This is a genomic window from Candidatus Rokuibacteriota bacterium (genome assembly GCA_016209385.1).
GTDB lineage: Bacteria > Methylomirabilota > Methylomirabilia > Rokubacteriales > CSP1-6 > JACQWB01.
The window spans coordinates 1-19,425 of the sequence record JACQWB010000028.1; the positions used below are offsets into that span (position 1 = coordinate 1).

The 19,425-nt window shown below is 68.3% G+C and carries 21 protein-coding genes and 1 pseudogene; 5 read left to right on the top strand and 17 right to left on the bottom strand.

The genetic code is table 11. The annotated features are described in order from the left end of the window. The 11 genes from HY726_01740 to HY726_01790 all read right to left on the bottom strand — a co-directional run. The coding region (locus tag HY726_01740; GenBank protein ID MBI4607714.1) for a tripartite tricarboxylate transporter permease at nucleotides 1–1,055 on the bottom strand (1,055 nt) is incomplete at its 3' end. A 9-nt stretch (nucleotides 1,056–1,064) separates the two neighbouring features. Next, nucleotides 1,065–1,568: a tripartite tricarboxylate transporter TctB family protein gene (locus HY726_01745; protein MBI4607715.1), complete on the bottom strand. Its 504-nt coding sequence runs from the start codon at nucleotides 1,566–1,568 to the stop codon at nucleotides 1,065–1,067. Nucleotides 1,569–1,636: 68 nt separating this feature from the next. Beyond that, nucleotides 1,637–2,512, bottom strand: a complete 876-nt coding sequence (locus tag HY726_01750) for an alpha/beta hydrolase (protein MBI4607716.1) — start codon at nucleotides 2,510–2,512, stop codon at nucleotides 1,637–1,639. 50 nt (nucleotides 2,513–2,562) lie between these two features. Continuing rightward, the gene (locus tag HY726_01755; protein ID MBI4607717.1) at nucleotides 2,563–3,393 is read right to left on the bottom strand and encodes an NRDE family protein; all 831 of its coding nucleotides are present in this window, start codon (nucleotides 3,391–3,393) and stop codon (nucleotides 2,563–2,565) included. A gap of 78 nt (nucleotides 3,394–3,471) precedes the next feature. Continuing rightward, entirely contained in the window at nucleotides 3,472–4,440 is a 969-nt protein-coding gene (locus HY726_01760; GenBank protein MBI4607718.1) for a tripartite tricarboxylate transporter substrate binding protein, read from the bottom strand. 16 nt (nucleotides 4,441–4,456) lie between these two features. Then, on the bottom strand, nucleotides 4,457–6,121 hold the full coding sequence (locus HY726_01765; protein ID MBI4607719.1) for a long-chain fatty acid--CoA ligase: 1,665 nt from the start codon (nucleotides 6,119–6,121) through the stop codon (nucleotides 4,457–4,459). A gap of 27 nt (nucleotides 6,122–6,148) precedes the next feature. Further along, a complete protein-coding gene (locus tag HY726_01770) occupies nucleotides 6,149–6,733 on the bottom strand; it encodes a 2-oxoacid:acceptor oxidoreductase family protein (protein MBI4607720.1) in 585 nt (194 codons plus the stop codon). Then, on the bottom strand, nucleotides 6,726–7,589 hold the full coding sequence (locus HY726_01775) for a 2-oxoglutarate ferredoxin oxidoreductase subunit beta (GenBank protein ID MBI4607721.1): 864 nt from the start codon (nucleotides 7,587–7,589) through the stop codon (nucleotides 6,726–6,728). The genes HY726_01770 and HY726_01775 overlap by 8 nt, the downstream gene beginning before the upstream one ends. An 85-nt stretch (nucleotides 7,590–7,674) precedes the next feature. After that, nucleotides 7,675–8,913, bottom strand: coding sequence for a 2-oxoglutarate ferredoxin oxidoreductase subunit alpha (locus tag HY726_01780; protein ID MBI4607722.1), 1,239 nt, complete (start codon nucleotides 8,911–8,913; stop codon nucleotides 7,675–7,677). An 81-nt stretch (nucleotides 8,914–8,994) separates the two neighbouring features. Continuing rightward, nucleotides 8,995–9,276 carry a 4Fe-4S dicluster domain-containing protein gene (locus HY726_01785; GenBank protein ID MBI4607723.1) on the bottom strand — a complete coding sequence of 94 codons (282 nt, stop codon included), beginning with the start codon at nucleotides 9,274–9,276 and terminating at the stop codon, nucleotides 8,995–8,997. Between the two features lie 12 nt (nucleotides 9,277–9,288). Further along, nucleotides 9,289–9,990, bottom strand: coding sequence for a GntR family transcriptional regulator (locus tag HY726_01790; protein ID MBI4607724.1), 702 nt, complete (start codon nucleotides 9,988–9,990; stop codon nucleotides 9,289–9,291). Nucleotides 9,991–10,286: 296 nt separating this feature from the next. Between HY726_01790 and HY726_01795 the strand changes: the two genes are divergently transcribed. After that, the gene (locus HY726_01795) at nucleotides 10,287–11,027 is read left to right on the top strand and encodes a tetratricopeptide repeat protein (protein ID MBI4607725.1); all 741 of its coding nucleotides are present in this window, start codon (nucleotides 10,287–10,289) and stop codon (nucleotides 11,025–11,027) included. Between the two features lie 26 nt (nucleotides 11,028–11,053). Continuing rightward, a complete protein-coding gene (locus HY726_01800) occupies nucleotides 11,054–11,785 on the top strand; it encodes an SPOR domain-containing protein (protein MBI4607726.1) in 732 nt (243 codons plus the stop codon). Between the two features lie 222 nt (nucleotides 11,786–12,007). Here HY726_01800 and HY726_01805 read toward each other — a convergent pair whose 3' ends face one another. From HY726_01805 to HY726_01830, 6 genes are all read right to left on the bottom strand, one after another. Continuing rightward, nucleotides 12,008–12,763, bottom strand: a complete 756-nt coding sequence (locus HY726_01805; GenBank protein MBI4607727.1) for an N-acyl homoserine lactonase family protein — start codon at nucleotides 12,761–12,763, stop codon at nucleotides 12,008–12,010. A gap of 22 nt (nucleotides 12,764–12,785) precedes the next feature. Next, nucleotides 12,786–13,082 carry a hypothetical protein gene (locus tag HY726_01810; protein MBI4607728.1) on the bottom strand — a complete coding sequence of 99 codons (297 nt, stop codon included), beginning with the start codon at nucleotides 13,080–13,082 and terminating at the stop codon, nucleotides 12,786–12,788. Next, nucleotides 13,083–13,319: a carboxymuconolactone decarboxylase family protein gene (locus HY726_01815; GenBank protein MBI4607729.1), complete on the bottom strand. Its 237-nt coding sequence runs from the start codon at nucleotides 13,317–13,319 to the stop codon at nucleotides 13,083–13,085. A gap of 329 nt (nucleotides 13,320–13,648) precedes the next feature. Beyond that, nucleotides 13,649–14,494, bottom strand: a complete 846-nt coding sequence (locus HY726_01820; GenBank protein MBI4607730.1) for a methyltransferase domain-containing protein — start codon at nucleotides 14,492–14,494, stop codon at nucleotides 13,649–13,651. A gap of 110 nt (nucleotides 14,495–14,604) precedes the next feature. Beyond that, a complete protein-coding gene (locus tag HY726_01825) occupies nucleotides 14,605–15,078 on the bottom strand; it encodes a VOC family protein (protein MBI4607731.1) in 474 nt (157 codons plus the stop codon). A gap of 17 nt (nucleotides 15,079–15,095) precedes the next feature. Further along, nucleotides 15,096–16,292, bottom strand: coding sequence for an acetamidase/formamidase family protein (locus HY726_01830; GenBank protein ID MBI4607732.1), 1,197 nt, complete (start codon nucleotides 16,290–16,292; stop codon nucleotides 15,096–15,098). A gap of 302 nt (nucleotides 16,293–16,594) precedes the next feature. Between HY726_01830 and HY726_01835 the strand changes: the two are divergent. The 3 genes and pseudogenes from HY726_01835 (at nucleotide 16,595) to HY726_01845 (ending at nucleotide 19,163) form a co-directional block, all read left to right on the top strand. After that, a pseudogene (locus tag HY726_01835) lies at nucleotides 16,595–16,708 on the top strand (oxidoreductase). Between the two features lie 110 nt (nucleotides 16,709–16,818). Further along, the gene (locus tag HY726_01840) at nucleotides 16,819–17,223 is read left to right on the top strand and encodes a cupin domain-containing protein (GenBank protein MBI4607733.1); all 405 of its coding nucleotides are present in this window, start codon (nucleotides 16,819–16,821) and stop codon (nucleotides 17,221–17,223) included. Next, on the top strand, nucleotides 17,220–19,163 hold the full coding sequence (locus HY726_01845; protein MBI4607734.1) for an FAD-dependent oxidoreductase: 1,944 nt from the start codon (nucleotides 17,220–17,222) through the stop codon (nucleotides 19,161–19,163). The genes HY726_01840 and HY726_01845 overlap by 4 nt, the downstream gene beginning before the upstream one ends. Nucleotides 19,164–19,425: the final 262 nt, after the last annotated feature.

Consider the following 19,425-nt stretch of genomic DNA (forward strand, 5'->3'; position numbering starts at 1 on the left):
GTGAAGAGGAGCGGGCCGGGCTGGACCCCGTGGAGGAGGAACGCGCCCATCATGACGGCCGTGGCCCCACTCCCCGGGATGCCGAGCGTGAGAAGCGGGATCATGGCGCCTCCCGTGGACGCGTTGACGGAAGTCTCCGAAGCCGTCAGCCCTTCGAGCACTCCTGTCCCGAAGCGCTCGGGGTGCCTCGACATCTGCTTCTCGAGGCCGTAGGAGACGAAGGACGCGACCGTGGCGCCGGTCCCCGGGATGGCGCCGACCACGACGCCCGTCCCGAGGCCGCGCAGGAGCGACCCCCGGAGCGGCCAGAGCTCCCGGAGCGACGGCAGCCGCGGCCGGGCGTCGCCCGGAGCGGCCGCTTCCGCTCCTGCCCTGGGCGTCGCGATCTGGTCGAGGACCTCCCCGATGGCGAACAGCCCAATGAGCACGGTCACGAAGTCCACCCCGGTCTCGAGGAACGCGATCCCGAAGGCGAAGCGCGTGATCCCGTACTGGGACTCGGTCCCGATCGTCCCGAGGAACATCCCGGTGAAGAGCGAGATGAGCGCTCCGGGGACCGACACCTGCCCGATCACCGCGACGCTGGCCAGCCCCAGGAGCACCACCGCGAAGTACTCCACGGTGGAAAAGCTGAGCGCGACCTTCGCGAAGGGCGGCGAGGCGAAGGTCAGAATGAGAGCCGACAGGAAACCGCCGATGGCGGACGACATGATGGCCAGCCCGAGAGCGAGGCGAACCTGTCCCTTCTTGTTGAGCTGGTAGCCCTCCCAGGTGGTCGGCACGTTCATCGGGTCGCCGGGGATGTTGAAGAGGATCCCGGTGATCGACCCGCCGAAGACGCCGCCGATGTAGATGGACGTCATCAGGAGGAGCGATGGGACGATGCCCATCAGGTAGGTGAACGGCAGCACCAGGACGACCGCGTTCAGCATGGTGATGCCGGGGAGCGCGCCGGCCACGATGCCGATCGCGAGGCCTACCAGGATCATGAGGAAGTTCAGGGGCTCGAGGGACGCGGCGAGGCCGGCCCCGAGGTTGGCGAGGGTCTCCCACATCGGGACGCCTCAGAAGATCCTGAGGAGTCGGTAGAGGAAGATGGTGAAGTCCTCAAAAACTCCGGCGCCCTTCGGGAGGGGGAGGTAGACGACCTTGACGAACACGTAGAGCAGGGAGACGGTCCCGAGCGCCGCGGTCAGCGTGAGCGGGAGCACTCGGCGCGTCCCCACGAGGCGCATGAACGCCGCGAGGAAGAGCGCGGTCGTCAGCGGAAAGCCGAGGAGCGGCGCGAGCGCGGGATAGCCGAGGACGAGCGCGATCCCGCCGACCAGCTTGGGGAGGCCGACCTGCGGACCGGGCGAGCCCGTCGCTGCCGGCCCCTTCGCCCGCGCGACCTCGACGAGCTTCAGAACGCAGGAGGCCATCAGGGCGACCAGGACCAGCCGTGGCCAGAAATCGGGGCCCAGCTGGCCCGGAACGGGGACGACGGGGAGCCGCCCGGCGGCGACGAAGAGGGCCACGGCAGCGAGGAAAATCAGGAGAGGTCCCGCCAGTCCCCGGACCAAGACCATGCCCCGGCTTCGCTGACGGACCTCTCGGAGCTCCAGATCGATCGACCGTTCGCCCTCCACAGGCAGCCCTAGGAGATGCCCCGCAGAAAATTCGCTAGCGCCTCGGCGAGGCCGCGGGGATTGTCTCCCTGCACTGTATGCCCGGCATCCTCGACGCGCACCCAGCGCCCATTCGGCAACGCCCGGGCGAAGCGCTCCGCATCCTCGTCGTGAAAGACATCGCTCACTGCCCCCCGGAGGATCAGAGTCGGGCAGCTCACTCGCTCGGGATCTTTCCACCATTCTCGAGCCTGTGCCGCGATGTCCGCCGCGCCCCTGCCGGTCCAGTGCCGCGGGTCGTGCTTTCTGGTCCACCGCCCGTCTGGCAGCCTGCGGAAGTTGTACAGAAGGCTCCGCCTCAACAGCCGGGGATGACGACGGGGATTGAAGGCGAGCGCCCGCTGCACCGCCTCGTCAAGAGAACTTACCTCGGCCGTCTGGCTCACGAATCGGTGAATCCGCTCGGCACCATCCACCCGAACGTCTGGTCCCACATCGACCAAGGCCAAGCCCGCGAGCCGGCCACTGTGCCGAGCTGCGTAAAGAAACGCGTGAAGCCCCCCCATCGAGTGTCCAACCAGGACAAAGTGATCGAGGCCGAGACGCTCGACGAACCCTTCGATGTCTCGCAGATGAGCCTCCGGGCCGTAGTCCATCTCGGGGGACCACGCGCTGTCGCCGTGACCTCGCTGATCGAGCGCGATGCAGTGGTACCCCGGCCGGAGCGTGAGGCACACGACGTCCCAGGTGTGCGCGTTCAAGGCGCCACCGTGGAGAAAGACGATCGGGCAACAGCCCCGAGTGCCCCAATCGAGGTAATGCAGGCGCATTCCGTGCACGACCATGTCGTGATCTTCGGGCAGCACGATTTCTTCGACCTCGACACCCGCAAGCTCGGCCGCCAATCTCAGATGTTCCAACTCGTCCGTTGGGGCTGGCCGCATTCCGGAACGGTTCATCGTTCGTGCGATGACCGGGGCCCGACCGCCGGCGCGGCCCTGACCGACCAAAGGTGCGACGCATCGAGCAACGGAGCCATGCACGGCGGTCCGTCGGCATAATAGACCCGCGGGAAGCTGTCCGGCTCGGATGACACGATGATCAGCGAGGCGGAACGAGTCCCGTAATCTGGCGTGTGCACGCACGCGGCCTGGACCTGAGGCGGCCGCAGCCCGGCATCGTCATCGACATCGTCCGGCAGCTCGCGGGCGGGGAACTCGTGGCTCCGGAGCACAGCGTGAAGCTGAGTCACCAGCGTGGGTCCGAGCCATCCGCCGACGGGGGTGAGGGCCCGGCGGATCATCTCGGCCTTCGCCGACACCACGTCGAGCGGTCGATTCTCGAGCACATGGATACCCGGAGGGAGCCGGATGATCTCAGGCTTCTCGCTGCGTCCGATGACGATGTAGAACAGCGCTTCACGATCGCCGACGAGGAGCCAGCACGGGTTATACTCCGTGCAGCGAACCCTCTCCCCAAACGCCGCCACGGCGTCTCCGGCCCGCGCGTGGTCGGCGAGGATCAGGGGCAGCTCGCCACGCGAGCGTCGAGACAGGTCACGCCCACCTATTGAAGGGCGGTTGGCTAACCCGGCGCTGAGTCCGTGCTCGTTCACCGCGAGCCATGTACCACCCGCAAGCGCGTCGCGACCGCCGAGAATCTGGGGGGTGGTCGAGCACAGCACTTGCACGGGCTCGGCGGGGCGAGTGAGCCTCTCGTCGCGGTTGGCCGCGATCACGAGCGGTGCCTCAGGGTGGATCCCGAAGACGACAGCTAGGAGGCACATGGCTGGTGGGCTACAGCCACGTCGCACCCCGAACGTTGCCGACTACGAAGCGGCCACGAGCGATCATTGCGCGAGCCCTTACCGCCTGAGGCCGAACTCCTTCACGTAGCGATCCAGGATGGTGACCTGCTCCCGGATCCACGGGCCGAACTGCTCGGTCGGCATGAAGCTGTCGGGCCGGAAGTACCACTCCTCGGCGAAGCTCTTGTACGCGGACGTTTCCATCGCTTTCCGGACCGCTTCGGCCAGGACCTTCACCCGGTCGGGCGGCGTCCCCTTCTTCGCGACGATGCTGCGGAACTGGGGGAGCTGGATGTCATAGCCGAGCTCGACCGAGGCGGGCACGTCCGGGAACGCGGGGTGACGCTTGTCGGCGAAGATGATCACAGGCCGGAGCTGGCCAGCCTTGAGATACTGGACGATGTCGCCGGCCTGCTCGTAGAGCACCTCGGAGTGGCCGCCCAGCGTCGAGGCGTAGCGCTCACCGGGCTTCGGGTATGGGACGGTGGTCATTTTGATCCCCTTCTTCTCGAAGAAGCGTACCGTGATGTCGTCCACGGTCCCGTAGCCGGTCGCGGCCACGCGGATCTTCCCCGGGTTCTCCTTCGCCGCCCTCAGGACGTCCTGGATCGTCTTGTACGGGCTATCGCTCTTCACGAAGAAGAACGAGTCAGCCACCTGCGTCCGGGCGATCCACGCGAAGTCGTCCACCGCGTACTTGGACAGGCCCATGGGGATCGTCGCGAGCGTGTCCATGATGTAGGTCGCGACCGCGTAGCCGTCCGCCTTGCCCGCCTGGAGCTGGCCGAGCCCGGTGTTCCCTGAGGCGCCGGGTACGTTGGAGACGGGGATGGCCACGCCCAGGACCGGTTGCATGTGCTGGCCGATGGTCCGGGCCATGGCGTCGGCGCCCCCGCCGGTGCCCCAGGTCACGATGAAGTCGATGGGCCGGGACGGGTACTTCTCCTGGCCGAGGCCCGGCGCGCCCACCGAGAGAAGCACGGCAGCGATCAGAAGCGACAGCAGCACTCCGTGGCGACTCTTCATAACCCGCCTCCTTTGGCTAGCGTTCGTGCGCGCGCAGCGCGCGGCGGAGCGTCTTGCCGGTTGCGCTCACGGGCAGTTCGTCCCTGAACTCGACGACCCGGGGGACCTTGTAGCCGGTGAGCTGCGCCTTGCAGAAGGCGACCAGCGCGCCCTCGTCTACGCGGCCGCGGTACGCCTCCTTGAGGACGACGAAGGCCTTGACCACCTCGCCCCGGTAGGCGTCGGGCTGGCCGATGACCGCCACCATTCTCACGGCCGGGTGGCCGTAGAGCACCTCTTCCACCTCGCGCGGCCACACCTTGAAGCCGGCCGTGTTGATCTGATCCTTCTTCCGGTCCACGATCACGAAGTATCCGTCCGCGTCCATGCGGGCCACGTCGCCGGTGTGGAACCAGCCGCCGGCGAAGGCCTGCGCGGTCTCCGCCGGGCGATTCCAGTACGCCTTCATGACCGGGGGTCCGCGGATCACCAGCTCTCCCGCTTCCCCGGCCGGGAGGTCCGCGCCGGTTTCGAGATCGACGACCTTCGCGTCGGTGTCCGGGAGCGGGATCCCGATCGACCCGGGTCTGGCCCGGTGGAGCGGGTTCGCGTGCGTGAGGGGACTGGTCTCGGTCAGCCCGTAGCCCTCGATCAGCACCTCGCGGCCGACGAGCTCGTCGAAGGCGGCCTTCACGCTGGCCGGGAGCGGCGCGGCGTTGGTCCGGCAGGCGCGGAGGGAGGAGTAGTCGGCGCGCCGGCCCGCCTCGTGGTTGAGGAGCGCGATGAACATCGTCGGCACCCCGAAGAGGCGCGTGGCCCGGAAGCGCTCCACGGCCCGCGCGACGGTCGCCGGGTTGAAGCGCCTGAACACCAGGATGGTGGCGCCCGCATAGAGCGGGACGTTCATCACCCCCGACATCCCTCCGCTGTGGAACATGGGCAGCGCGCCGATGCAGGTTTCCGCCCCGGGCTCGAAGGCGTACCACTCGGCGAACTGGATCGTGTTGGCGACCAGGTTCCTGTGGGTGAGCATCGCCCCTTTGGGCGCGCCCGTGCTGCCCCCCGTGTAGAGGAGGACTGCCACGTCCTCCCCGGGGTTCACGCGCGCGGGGGAAACACCGCGGCCATCCTCGCGCCGCAACTCCTCGAAGTGGAGGCTCCCGGCCGGCCCCGGCCCCTCCGTTCCCCCCGCAATGACCAGCGTCACGCCGAGGCGGGAAGCGACCGCAGCGGCGACCGCCGCTCCCGAGCTACCGGCGACCAGGAGCCGGGGCGCGGCATCAGCCGCGTGCCAGGACAGCTCACGCTCCGTCAGCGCCGGGTTGAGGGGGACCACCGTGGCGCCGAGGAGCCAGGTGGCGTAGAAGCTGGCGGCCAGCTCGGGGCCATTCGCCAGGCAGAGCGCGACGCGATCGCCCTTCCCGACGCCTAGCCGCGCGAAGCCCGCGGCGACGGCCGTCGCGCTGCTCCAGAGGCCCGCGTAAGTGAGGGCACCCAGTTCGCTCCCTGTCTCGTGATCCAGCGTCCGCAGCGCGACCCGGTCGGCGAAGCGCTCGAGGTTCCGCTCGAGAATCCACCACGCGGGGACGTCAGGGTAATCGAGCGAGAACGGCAGGTGCCGGGGCCAGGCGCGGTGCCACGGCCGCCGCGTGGCGCGGGTCCCCGCGGGGGCCGGGACGACGGGATTCGCGGCATGGTCCACGCGTCGGCCCGGTCGAGACAAGCGACGCTACGCGACGCGGGCCACCGCTTCGAGGTGGTAGCCCAGCTCCAAGGCTTTCAGGTTCTGCTCGTGAAAGCGCGGGATCACGGCCAGCATGGCCCGCCTCATCGCCTCGAAATCCATCCGGGCCAGGCGCGTGAGGGCCCCGAGCATGATCATGTTGGCGTAGAGCACGTTCCCGAAGTGCTCCTTGGCGAGCGCCGTGGCGGGAATCTCCACGTGCCGGTCCGGCGCGTCGCGGCGGACCTCGTCCACCATCTCGGGGTCATACAGGATGTTGCCCCTGCAGAGGTCGTAAAACTTCTTGTAGGCGGGAGCGGAGAACGCGACGAAGACGTCGGCGTTCTCGACCACCGGGCTATCCACGTACTCGGGCGAGATGACCAGCTGGGCCCGCACGTAGCCTCCCCGGGTCTCGGTCCCGTGGCTCTTCAGCATCGTGACGCGGTGCCCCTGGTTGATCGCGCAGAGGCCCAGGATCTGCGCCATCCGGATCACGCCCTGGCCACCGAAGCCGCTGATCAGGATCTCCCGCCGCTGGCTGGCGGTCTGGTCAGGCGCGAGCTGCTCGGCCGTGGTTTGCCTAGTCATCGACCACGACCCCCTCTACGCGGTCCAGCGCGGCGCTCGCGGGCGTCCCACCGGCCTTCCGCACCAGATCCCGCAGGATCTTGGAGAACTCGGGCCGGCTGTTCGAGGCATCGTGCTTGATGCCGGTCTCCCAGGTGAAGTCCGTCGGCTTGCCGTCCGCCGTCCGACCCTGGGTGTGCTCCCAGATCCACTCCAGGTTCTTCAGGGTGTCGCGCGTGCCCAGGGCGTAGGCGCCGAAGTTCTCGTTGCACGGGAAGCGGACGTGGACAAAGGAGAAGCCGTCGTTCTGAAGCGCCTTCTTGACGATCTTGATCGTCTGGTGCCACTGGGTCGCCGTGGTCTCGGCAACGAAGGTCGCACCGGCTGCCTTCACGACGTCGCACGGATCGAAGGACGGCTCCACCATCCCGTAGGGGCTCGAGTTGGTGACATAGCCGGCGGGCGTCGTGGGCGAGAACTGCCCGCCCGTGGACTCGTACCCCATGTTGTCCTCACAGACGACCGTGACCCCCAGGTTCCGCCGGGCCGCGTGGATCAGGTGCGAGGTCCCGATGGCGGCGGCGTCGCCGTCACCGACGACGACGAGGTACTTCTTGTCGGGTTGGGCGATCTTGAGACCGGTGGCCACGGCCAGCGCCCGCCCGTGGGTCGCGCCGAAATTGTCGCCGCCCCACGTCGCGAAGGTCTGGCGCCCCACGCAGCCGATGCCGGTGCCGAAGACGACGTCTTCCTGCTTGAGCCCCAGCTCGTCGATGGCCTGGAGGAGCCAGTTCTCGATCATCCCGATGCCGCAGCCGTGGCACGCTTTCGTGGGGATCTGGCTCGGCCTCAAATACTTCTGCGCCAGCTTGTTCATAACTCCTCTCCTTGTTCGAGCGCGGGCTTTGCCCGCGCAACCTCCGAGGGAGGTATCGGAAGGGGGGCGCGAGCGCCCCTCCGAGTTAAACGTCGGTCCAGATGTAGGGCAACCCGGGGACCCGCCCGTCCCGCGCGACGCCCTCGAGCGCCGCCGTGACCTCGGCGACCGTGTGCAGCTCGGCGCTCTTGCCCATGAAGTGCACCTTCCGCTTGTCCGGCGCCGCCCGCATGACCTCGCGGACAAGCTGGCCGTCGTAGTTCAGCTCGCACACCAGGTAGCGCACGTCCCGGCCGAACAGCTCGTCGGCGAACGGCCAGAGCGAGATGAGCCGCAGGAAGCCGGCCCGGATGCCCCGCCGGCGGGCCCCCAGCACCGCCGTCTTCACGGTGCGCGAGGCCGCCCCGTACGCCACCGCGACCACCTCCGCGTCCTCCAGGCCCACGGCTTCGTAGCGGAGGATTTGATCCCGGTGGTGACGGATCTTGTTGACGAGCCGGTAGGTCTGGGCCCACTGCGCCTCCATCTCCTCGATATCGTAGCCCTCCTCGGTGTGGGTGTAGGCCGAGACGCAGACCCCTGTCCCGAGCCCGACCACGTTCGGCGGCACGTCGACCGCGTCCGAGTTGAGCGGGTAGAACGGCATCGCCAGGTTGTGGTGCCGGGGGACGACGATGCCGCCCAGCTCGGCGTAGTCGTGGGGCAGGAAGAGATCCTCGAACATGTCCGAGATTACCTGGTCGGTTAGAATCGTGACCACGGTCCGGAACCGCTCGGCCAGGTTGAAGGCGTCGATGGTGAGCCAGAAGCTCTCCTGGACGCTGTTGGGCGAGAGCACGATCGTCTCGATGTTGCCCCCGTGGGTGCAGTAGCGCGCCACGTAGAACTCCCCCTGCCCCGGGGCACCGGTGATCCCGCTGATGGGGCCGACCCGCATGGCGTCCACCACCACGAGCGGGATCTCGTTCGTGATCGCCCAGCCGTACGCGTCGTGCATCAGCGTGTAGCCGGGGCCCGAGGTCGCGGTCATCGCCTTGAGGCCGCCCAGGCTCGCGCCCGCGCACATGTGCATCCCGGCCAGCTCGTCCTCGGCCTGCATGTAGTAGCCGCCAACCTGGGGCAGGCGCTTCGACATGTACTCGGCGATGTCGGTCGCCGGGGTGATCGGATACCCGGCAAAGACCCTGCAGCCCGCGGCGATGGCTCCCTCAGTGAGGGCGTATGTTCCGGCCTCCAGGAGCCGGCGGCCGGCCGTGTAGCGCTTCTGCCACTCCGCCCAAGGGGCGACCAGCCGCTCCGTCAACGCGATTTCGATCACCGCCATAGTGAGTAACTCCTCTCCTCCCCTCACCTTCATCCTCTCCCGCTCAGGGGGAGAGGGCAGGGTGAGGGGGCATCCCTGCCGCTAGCTCGCCACGGCCGGCTCGGCCTCCGCCTTCGGAGCCACGTTGATGCAGAAGTCCGGGCAGATCTGATAGCAGAGCATGCAGCCGATGCAGTTCGCCTCGTGCGCCACGTACATCGGGAACCAGCCGAGCCTGTTCGCGGTCCTCCGCCACGCGAAGACATCCACCGGGCAGATCTGGAGGCAGAAGCCGCAGGCCTTGCACATGTCCTCGCTGATGACCACATCCCACTTCCCCGCGTTCTGGGCGATTTGCTTCTTCTCGGGTTTGAAGAGGGGCACGCCCGGCTCCGCTCAGGGCGAGACCACCGCGCTCGGCGCCTGGGAGATCGCCTTTAGGACGATCTCTTTGGCGCTCGCGATGTGGGCCCGGGCCACGCGCTCGGACGTCTCCGGATCGTGGACCCGGATCGCCTCGAAGATCTCGCGGTGCTCGCGGTAGGCGGCGGCCAGCCGGTTCGGGGTGGTCAGCAGGACCGGGTGGAAGCGCTGGATCGAGAGCCGCACGACCGAGGACAGTGCCTGGAGCCGCCCGTTGCCGCTCGCGCGGAAGATCGCGTCGTGGAAAGCCACGTGGGAGACGAACCACCGGTGCGCGTCCTGGCGGTGGAGGCACTTCTCCATGCGCGCCAGGTGCCGTTCGAGGTCCCGAACACCCGGCTCGGCGATCCGCTGGGCCGCGAGCCTGGCGGCGAGGCCATCGAGCACCTCGCGGATGTCGTAGAGCTCCACGGCCTCATCCAGGTTCAGCACGGCCGCCCGGAGCCCGCCGCCGGGGAGCAGCTCGATGAGGCCCTCCTGCTCCAGCTTCATCAACGCCTCGCGAAGGGGGGTCCGGCTGATACCGAGCTGGGCGGCGAGCTGCACCTGCCTGAGCCGGTTTCCCGAGGGGATCCCTCCACTCAGGATCGCCTCACGGAGCACCGACGCCGCCTGGTCCAGCAGACGGGTCCGCTTTAAGGGCCTGACAGCCGGATTTCGGGGAGCCCTAGGCATCGCTCAACTCGGTTTTTTTGAATATTGTATTCAACATACAAAATTGCCCGATTCTATGTCAAGCTCAATTTTTTCTATGGGTCCCGTCCTTCAGCCAAGCCCGGAGTAACCTGGACGCGGCCCTGGCTCGGATAGGGCGGTAAGCACCCGAAATTTCTTGACTATTCTCGCCGCGCTGCGATAAGTTTCACACTGACCATGCGTTCGAGACGCTGCGTTTACTCTGGGACGAGGCGATCCACCGCTACGAGGTCGTTTCCACATTGACGGGAGCCGGCCGTGGAGGCGTCTGGTGGATGGTCGGCTGCGTCGTTCTCGTTCCGGTGACAGGGTGCGCCTCCCGCGGCTCCGTGCGGCTCCTGAAATCGGACATCGCTGCGCTCAACGCGAAGGTCGAGGAGACCAACCGGGCCCTCGGGCAGACCGTTTCCACGTTGAGCCAGACGGTTACCACGGTCAGGGAGACGGAGACAGGGCTCGCGCGGCAGGCCCGGCAGACGGAGGGCCTCGGCCAGCGTATGGGGAAGGTGGAGGAGCGCCTCCAGGATGTCGAGGGGGCGATCAAAGGGGTGAAGGGGGCGATAGACACGCTGAACGCCCAGGTTGCGAAGCTGGTCGGGCGGCCATCCGCTGCCGCGCCCGGAGCCCAATCAGCCGAGCAGCTCTACGCGTCGGCCCTGGGCCACTACCAATCGGGGAACCTGGGCCAGGCGGTCCTCGATTTCAGCGATCTCGTCGGCGGCGTCCCGAACCATCCCCTGGCCGAACAGGCCCAGTTCTGGATCGGAGCGGCATACTTCGCCGAGCAGGATTTCCGCCAGGCCCTGGCCGAGTTCCGCAAGGTCGTCGATCAGTACCCCGGGGGCACCAAGGTGCCGGATGCGCTCTATCGTATCGGCCTGTCGTACCGCAACCTGTTCGAGACCGACCGCGCCCGCGAAGTGTGGGCTCGGCTGATCCGCGAATTCCCTGGAAGCGACGCGGCCAGGACCGCTCGAACGGCGATGCGGGCGCGTGCCCCCTCACCCTCAGAGTAGCTGGCCACGGAGAATGACAGACACCGATGGGTGACAAGAAGCGGCTGATCATTCTGGTCTTCCTCGTCGTTGGAATCGCTGCGGCTGCGTACACCTGGTACCCTATTGTCTTGGGCAAGAAAACTCCGCCTCGGCGTCCCCCACAGGTCTACGAGGTGCCGACGCTGATCGAGGTCCCCGCGCAAAAGGCGCCCCAGGCCGCGAAGGAGAAGGCGCCCACCACGCCGGCCCCGACGGCTCCCCGTGAGGCCAAGAAGGAGGCCGTCGCCAAGGCGCCCACCGAGGCCCCGGCCGAGAAGGCGGCCGAGCGCTTCGGCCTCGATTTCCCGCCGTTCGTCATCGTGGCCGAGGCCGACGAGTGTGAGCGGCGGTTGAAGGAGGACGGGCTCACGACCTTCCGCGCCATCCGGCACCTGGATCACGGCCTCTACACGGCGGTCGTCGGGCCTTTCCCGAGCGCCGCCAAAGCGTCCCAGGTCATGGCCGAGATCAAGGCGAAGCCCGGCCAGGCCACGACCGAGCAGCGAAGTCCCGGGGAGTTTTTCGTCGAGGATGGTCCCTATAACCTCCGCGAGGTTGTCCACCGCGCGTCGGAGATCAGGCGGAAGGGACACGGGGTGCGGGTGGCAGTGGTGGACGGCAGGGCGCCGATCTATCGGATCCGGACCGCGATGAAGCTCGACCAGGCTCAGGCGAGCAAGCTGAGCAGCCAGTACCGGGAAGCGGGCTGTCCCAACCGCATCGTGGCCGGCCGCTAGCACACTCGGAGGGGGACTCGACGGCCCCCTCCGAGGCCACCCCCAGGAATCGGTTGCGCGGACGGAGCCCGCGCTCGAAGGGCATTACTCCGACACGCTCGTAGCCGACCTCACGGCCGCTGGGCGGCGTAACGCTCGAGCAGCTTCCGATCGATCTCGAGTCCGGGCCTGCCGGGGCCTCGGCCACTCCCGTCCTCGCGCGCCGAACCGTCGCGATCCACCTCAGGCGACCCGGATGATGCCGGGTTCGACAGACTTGAACCGCTCCGCCACCTCAGGATCGTGACCGGCGACGATCAACCCGTCGGGCCCCGCCAGCGCCTGGATCGTATCGAAGGCCGCGAGCATCTCGGGCAGGTTCGTGATGATCTGCACCGGCTGGCGGCGCTCCAGGTTCCGATAGAAGTGCGAGGCGTCGGACGTGAGGACGACCGGCCCGCGCGCGGTCTCGATCGACACGACCTGCATGCCGGCGGTGTGCCCGCCGACCCAGTGAAGCCGAAGCCCGGGCAGCACTTCGCGCTCGCCCTCGATCAGGCGGATCCGGCCAGCGTAGTTGAGCATGACGAGGGTCCCGAGCGCCCCCGGGTTCGCGAGCTGCCGGTACACGTCGTGCCGGGCGACGGGGCCGGTCCAGAACGCGACCTCGTCCTTCTGGACCCAGAACTCGGCCGCGGGGAAGAGCGAGTGCCCCGACCAGTGGTCCCAGTGGAGGTGGGAGACCAGGACGGTCCTGACGGCGTCGGGCTTCACGCCCAGCCGCTCGACCATCGTCGCCGGGCCCACATAGTTCCGGATGCCGCGGGGCCCGCCGTCCGCTTCCAGGAACCCGGTGTCCACGAGCACCGGATGCGGGCCGCCGAGGATCAGCCAGACGTAGAAGTGCAGCGTGATCGGCTCGTGGGACGCCTCCCGGTAGAAGAACTGGCAGGCGGTCGTCTGTCGCTCCCCGAACCGCAGCGCGTAGACCTCGTACACGGGGCCGCTCCCTCGGGCGCCGTCAGTGACGGTGCGTGCCGTCGCCGTACGGCATGCCGAGCACCCAGATGATCTTGCCGAGCGCGATGAACTCGCCGATGACCCACGACAGCTCGAGGATCTCTTCCTCGCCGAAGTGCCGGCGGAGGGCGTCGAACAGCGCGTCGTCCACCTTGTGGTGGTCGTAGTACATCTGGTCGGCGTACCGGAGCGCGACCTTCTCGCGCTCGCTGAACGGCCCCGCCTCGTATTCGGACAGCGCCGCCACCAGCTCCTCCGTGATCCCCTGCGCCTTGCCCAAGGCGTAGCGCGTCGTCATTCAGTAGTGGCAGGTGTTGAGCTGCGCCAGGCGCAGCCGCACGAGCTCCTTCAGCCGGTGCGGCAACAGCCCCTTCCGGACCAGCGGGGAGTAGAACCGCACGAACTGTTTGAACGGCTCGGGCAGCCGGCCGAACGTGCGGATGAAGTTCGGGTCGCCCCCCTGCTCCTGCCACTGGGCGACCATTCCCCGGAGCTCGGGGTCCATCTCCTCGATCTCAAGCATGCGGATCTGCATCTCGCTCCTCCTGGCCGGTGTCCGACACCGCGCCTTTCCAGGCAGCGCCACAGCGTCATTATAAGCCTGCCCAAGCCGGTTCACAGTCCGTACAGCTCCCTGGCGTTGTCGCACAGGATTCGCCGGCGCGTCGGGGCCGGGATATCTCTGAAGTGTTCCTCGATGGCCCTCCCCGTGCGGCTGATGTCGAAACCATCTCGGGTCGAACCTCGGTTAGCCGGAACGTGCCGGCTGGCTCGCCGTCCGGGTGCCCCAGCGCTCCCAGGCCAGAGAGGCTTCTCGTCGGACAAACCCGGACCCCAGAGAGCCCGGGCAGCGGCCCTTCCCGGTTAAATTCGCAAAGCGCTTGCCCTTCGGGGGCCGCCGGCCGGCTTCCGGCCCCAGGCCTGCATGACGATCACCGACGTCTGAACCGTCGTCGGCTCCGCCAGGTGGCGCCGGCAGGCGGCGATCAGCCGCTCCAGCTCCGCCTCGGACGCCAGGCCGTGCTTGAGGATCAACGGCCTGGTGGACAGGACCGTCTGCGGCAGGTAGTCGACGAGCGGGTCCGTGCTTCGCGTCCCCGTCTGGCAGGGGCGGAACCGCACATCTTCCAGTCCCGCCTCGACGAGCAGCCGGTACACCTGACGGCCGGCGAAGCAGTCGCCCCCCGCCCGCTCGAAAGCCGTGAAGAGGATGGTCTTCAACCGGTCCCAGGCGGGGTGCGGCGGATAACAGGCGAGCCCGGTCCCCTCCCCCTCCTGGAGCGCGAGGGTGCCGCCGGGCCGCGTGAGCGCGAGCGCCGCCTCAACCAGCTCCCGGTGCCGGCCGATCGTCGTCATGACGAAACGGACGTGGACCAGATCAAAGCCCTCGCGCGGCAGGTCGCGCACGAAGGCATCGCCCTCGATGAAGGCGACGTTCGCGAGCCCTTTCTCGGCCGCCCACCGGCGAGCCGCGCTGAGGCTCGCAGCGTCGGCGTCAAGCCCCACCACCTGGCCGGTGGCGCCGACACGCGCGCTCAGGAGATCGGTGATCCCGCCTGCGCCGCAGCCGAGGTCGAGGCAGCGCCAGCCCTCTCTGACGCCGATCCGGTCGAGCAGCACGCCCGTCTCGAGGGCGAGTGCCTCCGCCTGGAGCCGGAGACGCGCGAACTCCGCCGGCGTGCGCTCCATGGGGTAGGTGGCGTCAGTCACCACGGGCGTCAGGCGGCGGGGGTGACGCCGGCGCTGGCGCGCCGCTGCTCGAGGACTCCGACGATGAAGCGGCGCCCCATCCGCCGGCGGGGCAAGAACCGGAAATCCATCTAGCGCCGGTCCCGGCCCCGCCCTTGCTGAACCGCGATGCCGCGCCGCTCCAACTCGCCTTCGAGGTCGAGGGGCCGGGTCCCGACAGAGGTCCCGCCGGGTACCGTCCAGAAGATCTCGAACTCCAACCCGTCCGGATCCTTGGCGTACAGCGACAGGCTGACGCCGTGATCCGACGCGCCGACCAGCGCGCCCGCCTCGATCAGCCGCTCCCGCGCGCGCACCAGGTCGGTGATCTCGCCGACCTCCCAGGCGGAGTGGTACATGCGCGCCACCCCCTCGTCGGGCCGGCCCACGCCCGTCTGCTCGAACAGCCCGAGGTGATGATCGTCGGCGCTGCCTGGGATCTTCAGAAAGACCGCCTGCGGGTACCGCCTCTTCACCTCGAAGCCCAGCACGTCGCAGTAGAAACCCGCGCTGCGCTCGACGTCCGAGACCCACAGGACCAAATGTTGGAGTCGCTTGAGGCCGATACCGGTCGTGTCAGCGCTCATCGTCTGTACCTCCGCAGGTTCGCTCTGGCGCTCGGGGATGATCCGACCACCACGCGGGTTGTGCTCCAGTCAAACGAGGGCTGCTCCCCTTCGAAGACGTCCTCAGGCAGGAAGGCCGACACTCCAAAATTGGGCGTGTTCACGACGTTGCTCACTTTAAGGTCCACCGCCACGCTGCAGAGGATGTAGGCCTGCTCCCGGGTCCACCCTCGCTCCTGAAGCAGAGCGATCATATTGAGCAGGGCATTCCGGGCAGCCAGGGTGAGGTCTTCTCCCTCGTTCACGCCGTCGTCCCGGATCGGCATGCCCACGGTAGCCACGAACCGTTTGGGCGCGGCCCACTGGGGCGACACGAAGTAGTCCGTGCGAGCGAAGCGCGGCCACCTGATCCGGCGCTTGCCCGCCTCCCCCTGATGAACCCGGAACCGGATAGCGACCGTGGCCCCGATCTCGATGGCCGTGATGCAGCACTCGGAGTCTCCCTGGGCGAAGTGCCCGTCCCCCCCGGAATAGAGGCCGCCCGGCACCGCCACGGGAATGAAGAGTTTCGACCCGGCGGTCAGCTGCTTAATGTCTGCGTTGCCGCAATTCTCCCGCGGCGGGATGGTGCGTAAGCCCTCGGTGGCGACGGGACCCTGGACGGGCACCGCGTCGGTGGGATCGGGCGGCAGGACCGCCCCGCCTCTGGCCAAAAGGTCGGCTTCGCGGCGCGTCCATTCCTCGAGCTGGGCCCTGGAAGGGGCCAGGCCCGCAGTCCCCATGAAGCAACCCGCCGGGATGCGCACCTTGGGGAGCGAGTCCGAGGTAGCCCAGCCGTCCTTGATCCGCCAGTGGACCAGGTAAGGCTCGGCGAACACATTGCGCAGAAATCCGATGCCTGGAATGATGCGGGTCCAGCCTGTGGGCTCGGGGATGATATCGAGATACTCGATCTCCAGGAGGTCCCCGGGCCCGGCGCCTTTGACGTAGACCGGCCCGGTCAGCGGGTGCACGGCGCCTCGAGCCGCCCGCGCAGCCGTTTCCACGCTGGCTCCGAAGGGAATCTGGCCATCCGCGGCATCGCGGGTTTGCAGCACGACTTCCTCGCCGGACCCAACCTCCAAGATCGGCGTCACATCGGGGTGCCATCGGTTATGCCCCGTGTGGGGCTCGTCTTTCAGCCGTTTGCTCCGATCAATCTCGACGCTTTTCATGTGGCCTCCGGTCGCGGGCCGAGCGGCGGCGCGTTCGTCGAGAGATTTCGGGCTGCTCGCGTTAAACCGCCGGTGGCCCGCCTTTTATTCTGCTGCATCGGGGCGTATAGTCTCAATACCTCCGTCTTTGAGGGGGCCCATGGTGCTCTTCGGGATGCTCGGCTACCTTACTTCCTGAAGGTGAGGTACGCGCCGGCGGCCGCTGCTCCTCGGCTTCGTCCTGGGCCCGATGATGGAGGAGACCCTCCGGCGCGCGCTCCTGATCTCCTACCGAGAAAAGCGACCAGAGAAAGGAGTCGGCGATGAAGGCGATCCGCATCCACAAGTTCGGCGGTCCCGAGGTGCTCCAACTGGACGAGGTGCCTGACCCGGCACCGGGGCCGGGTCAGGTCCTCGTGAGAATCCGCGCGGCGGGCGTGATCGAGGAAGAGGCCAGCCGATAAGCGTGTTCGACGGTCCCCGGCGTGAGGTGCGCAGAGCGGTGTACCGGCAGCGCCGGGCGCTGCGCAACGGACAGGAGGCCACGATGGAACACACGGCCGGAGGAAAGCCGAAGGTGATGCGGATGGAAGAGGCGTTCTGGGAGCTTCCGCCCGGCCACGTTCAGGCCTTCTCGAAGCTCCTCGTCCACCCGAGCAACGCCGATACCCGGTATTTTGACTTCCGGATCTCGAGCTACCAACCCAAAGGGTACGCCGAGGTCCACGTCCACGAGGTGGCGGAGCACATCTACTACATCCTCCAAGGTCGCGGGATCGTGGAGCTCGACGGCGAGCGGCATCTCGTCGAGCCGCACACGGTCATCCACATCCCGCCAGGGGTCCGCCATGGGATCTTCAACACGGGCATCGAAGACCTGATCTTCCTGGTGGCCGCCTCGCCCCCCTCCGACATGCCCGGGGTGAAACAGACCGGCGGGCGCGAGGCGTGAGCGCGAGCTTCCCGCACCTGTTTGCCCCGGGCCGGATCGGCACCCGCACCCTTCGGAACCGGATCCTCATGGCCCCGATGGAGAAGAATCTGGCGACGGCGGCCGGGGGCGTAACCCAGCGCTACATCGACTACGTGGAGGCCCGGGCGCGGGGGGGTGCGGCACTGATCCTGCTCGAATCGATGTACGTCGACCCTGCGGGGAAGAATCACCGCTTCCAGCTGGGCCTCCATGACGACGCTCTGATCCCGGGCTACAGCCAGTTGACCAAGGCTTGTCATCGCCACGGGGCCCTGGTGGGGGCGGAGCTGGCCTTCGCCGGCCGCGAGACCTCCTCCACGGTGACGGGGGCGCGGCCGGTGGCCCCCTCCCCCGTTCCGTGCACGGTTCTCGCCGCAGGCGAGACGCCGCGGGTGCTGACCGTGCCGGAGATCCAGCGCTGCACCGAGCGCTTCGCGGAGGCTGCCCGGCGCGCGGTCGCCGCCGGCTTCGACGCGGTTGAGCTTCACGGGGCGCACGGCTATCTCCTCGAACAGTTCCTCTCTCCGTACACCAACCACCGCACCGACGAGTACGGCGGGGACTTCGCCCGGCGCCTGCGGTTTCCGCTCGAGGTGATCCAGGCGGCGCGGGACGCCATCGGGCCGGGGGTGCCGCTCCTCTACCGGCTGAGCGCCGAGGAGCGCGTGGAGGGCGGGCTCACGCTGGAGGACACCTGCGCCGCGGTGCCGGCTCTGGAGGCCGCAGGCATCGATCTCTTCGATGTCTCGGCGGGGATCTACGAGTCTGCGGTCTGGATCGTGCCTCCGATGGAAATCCCGCCGGGATGCTTCGCGGAGCTGAGCCGAGAGATCCGGCGGCGTGTCCGGGTCCCTGTGAGTGTTGCGGGGCGGATCGTCGACGCGAGTACGGCGGAGCGGATCCTCGAAGCCGGCGACGCCGACTTCGTCACGATGGGGCGCGCCCTCCACGCGGACCCCGACCTCCCACGCAAGAGCCGGGAGGGACGCCTGGACGAGATTTGCCCCTGCGTGGGCTGCCTCCGCTGTAGTGACCTCCTCGGGCAGAACCTCGCGGTCCTCTGCCTCGCGAACACGCACACCGCGCGGGAGCGGGAGTACGCCATCCGTCCCGCAGGGCGACGACAGCGGATCCTGGTGGTCGGCGGGGGGCCGGCGGGGCTCGAGGTGGCGCGCGTCGCCGCGCTTCGTGACCACAGCGTGATACTGTGTGAACGGCAGGCAGAGCCGGGGGGTCAGCTCCAGGTCGCGCGAAGCGTGCCCGGGCGCCACGAACTGGCCGGCATTGTGGCGTACCTCGCACGCGCGGTCGAGCGGGCCGGGGGCGAGATCCGGCTGGGCGTTGAGGCGACCCCCGAGCTGATCTTCCGCGAGGGCCCTGACGTCGTCGTGCTCTCCGCGGGGGCGCACCCCGGCATCCCACCCATCCCGGGGATCTTCGAGGCGCCGGTTGTGGACCCGTTCACCGTGCTGCGCCGACCCCGGCGCGGAATCCACCACGCCCTGGTGATCGGCGGGGGCATGCTCGGTGTGGCCCTCGCCCATGTCCTGGCGGAGGCCGGGGCCGTGGTCGTGGTGGTCGAGACCGGAAGGGAACTCTGCCCGGAGCTCGGGCTTCGCCCGCGCTGGCAGTACGTGGCGACGCTGCGCGCCCGCCCAGCGGTGACGGTCCACCTCGAGACGACGGTGGAGGTGCTGGAATCCGACCGGGCGCGCCTGTGCCGGCAGGGGGAGGTCTTCGAGGTGAAGGAGCTGGACCTCGTGGTCCCGACTTGGCCCCTGCTGCCCAACGACGAGGTGGGCAAGGCGCTAGCGGAGCTCCCCGACACTCCGCCGCTCTACACGGTAGGTGACTGTGCCCTTCCCCGCACCGCCTTCGAGGCGATGCAGGAGGCCGCTGCCCTCGGCCATCGCCTCTGACGCGGTGGCCGGCGTACGCGGTCGACCAGCGCGCCGAACCGGTAGCCTCCTGCGCGCCGCCTCCGCGCTCCTCTAAGATCAGCCCTACGAAGACCCCGCCGCCCTGATCCCGCGCCCCCGGACTAATTTTGGTGTGTACTTAGGCGGCCCTGCCCCCATCCTGCCCAGACTCAGCGCTCAGCCCCCACGGCGTTCTAGCGTACAGGTACTATTTTTGTAGCTAACTTGCGCCAGTCCTCAGCAATTTCCTTGCGCGATATCG